The sequence below is a fragment of the Streptomyces sp. SM1 genome (genome assembly GCF_002910825.1).
Taxonomy (GTDB): Bacteria; Actinomycetota; Actinomycetes; order Streptomycetales; family Streptomycetaceae; genus Streptomyces; species Streptomyces okerensis.
The window spans coordinates 1-1,556 of the sequence record NZ_NEUB01000462.1 but is presented as its reverse complement, the minus strand read 5'-3'; the positions used below and the strand labels follow the sequence as shown (position 1 = coordinate 1,556).

Sequence of the window (1,556 nt, the reverse complement as noted above, 5' to 3'; positions counted from 1 at the left end):
GCGGTCATCTCGCTGCGCTCCTCCCACAGGCCCCAGCCGATGGACAGGCCCGGCAGCCCCTCGGCGCGGCGCTCGGCGGCGAGTGCGTCGAGGACCGCGTTGGCGGCGGCGTAGTTGGCCTGCCCGGCCGCGCCGAACTGGGCGGCGCCCGAGGAGAACAGGACCAGCGCCGCGAGGTCGAGGTCCCGGGTGAGGTCGTGCAGGGCGAGCGCCGCGTCCGCCTTGGGTCGCAGCACCCGGTCGAGCCGGTCCGGGGTCAGCCCGGCGATGGTGGCGTCGTCGAGGACCCCGGCCGCGTGCACGACGGCGGTCAGCGGGTGACCGGCGGGCACCGCGCCGAGCAGGTCGGCGAGCGCGGTGCGGTCGGCGACGTCGCAGGCGGCGACCGTGACCGACGCCCCCAGCCCGGTCAACTCCCGTACCAGCTCAGGCATTCCGTCGGCGGAGCCGCCCCGGCGGCCCGCCAGCAGCAGGTGCCGGGTGCTGTGCGCGACGACCAGGTGCCGGGCCAGCAGCCGCCCCAGGGTGCCGGTGGCCCCGGTGACCAGGACGGTTCCTTCTGGGTCGAGCGGAGCGGGCAGCAGCAGGACGTTCTTGCCGGTGCCCCGCGCCTGGCTGAGCGAGCGCAGCGCGGCCGGAGCCTGCCGGACGTCCCAGCCGGTGACGGGCAGCGGACGCAGTACCCCCTGCTCGAACAGGTCCAGGATCTCGGCGAGCATCTCGCCGATGCGTTCCGGACCGGCCTCCATCAGGTCGAACGCCCGGTAGCGCACCCCCGGGTGCTGCCGGGCGACCGTCTGCGGGTCGCGGACGTCGGTCTTGCCCATCTCCACGAACCGGCCGCCGGGCGGCAGCAGCCGCAGACCCGCATCCACGAACTCCCGCGCCAGGCTGTCCAGGACCACGTCGACGCCCCGCCCGCCGGTGGCCGTCAGGAACGCCTCCGCGAAGTCGGTGGTACGGGTCGAGGCGATGTGCGCGTCGTCTAGTCCGCCGGCCCGCAGGACGTCCCACTTGGCCGGGGACGCGGTCGCGTACACCTGCGCCCCGGCATGCCGGGCCAGCTGCACCGCCGCCATGCCGACACCGCCGGCCGCGGCGTGGACCAGTACGGATTCCCCGCGCCGCAGCCCGCCCAGATCGAACAGGCCGTAGTAGGCGGTGAGGAACACCACGGGCACGGACGCGGCGCGGGCGAAGGACCAGCCCGCCGGGATCCGGGCGACGGTGCGGCGGTCGGCGACGACGGTCGGGCCGAACGCGCCCCCGAAGATGCCCATGACCCCGTCCCCGGGCGCCAGGTCCTCCACACCCGGGCCCACCTCGATGACGACCCCCGCGCCCTCGCTGCCCAGCCCCTGCTGTCCGGGGTCCGGGTCCAGGCCGAGCGCGGCGATCACGTCGTGGAAGTTCAGCCCGGCGGCACGCACCGCGATCCGCACCTCGCCCTTGCGCAGCGGGGCGAGGGCGGCAGGATCGGGCTCCACCGCGATGTCCTCCAGGCCGCCCCGGCCGTCGGTGGTGAGCCGCCAGGCGGCGCCGTCCGGCAGGGACAG

The 1,556-nt window shown here is 76.0% G+C and carries 1 protein-coding gene; it reads right to left on the bottom strand.

Annotation, left to right across the window (positions count from 1 at the left end; translation table 11 throughout):
* Positions 1-1,556 (bottom strand): MDR/SDR family oxidoreductase (locus tag B9S61_RS11585; RefSeq protein WP_146064795.1); only part of this gene is annotated, 1,556 nt, incomplete at both ends.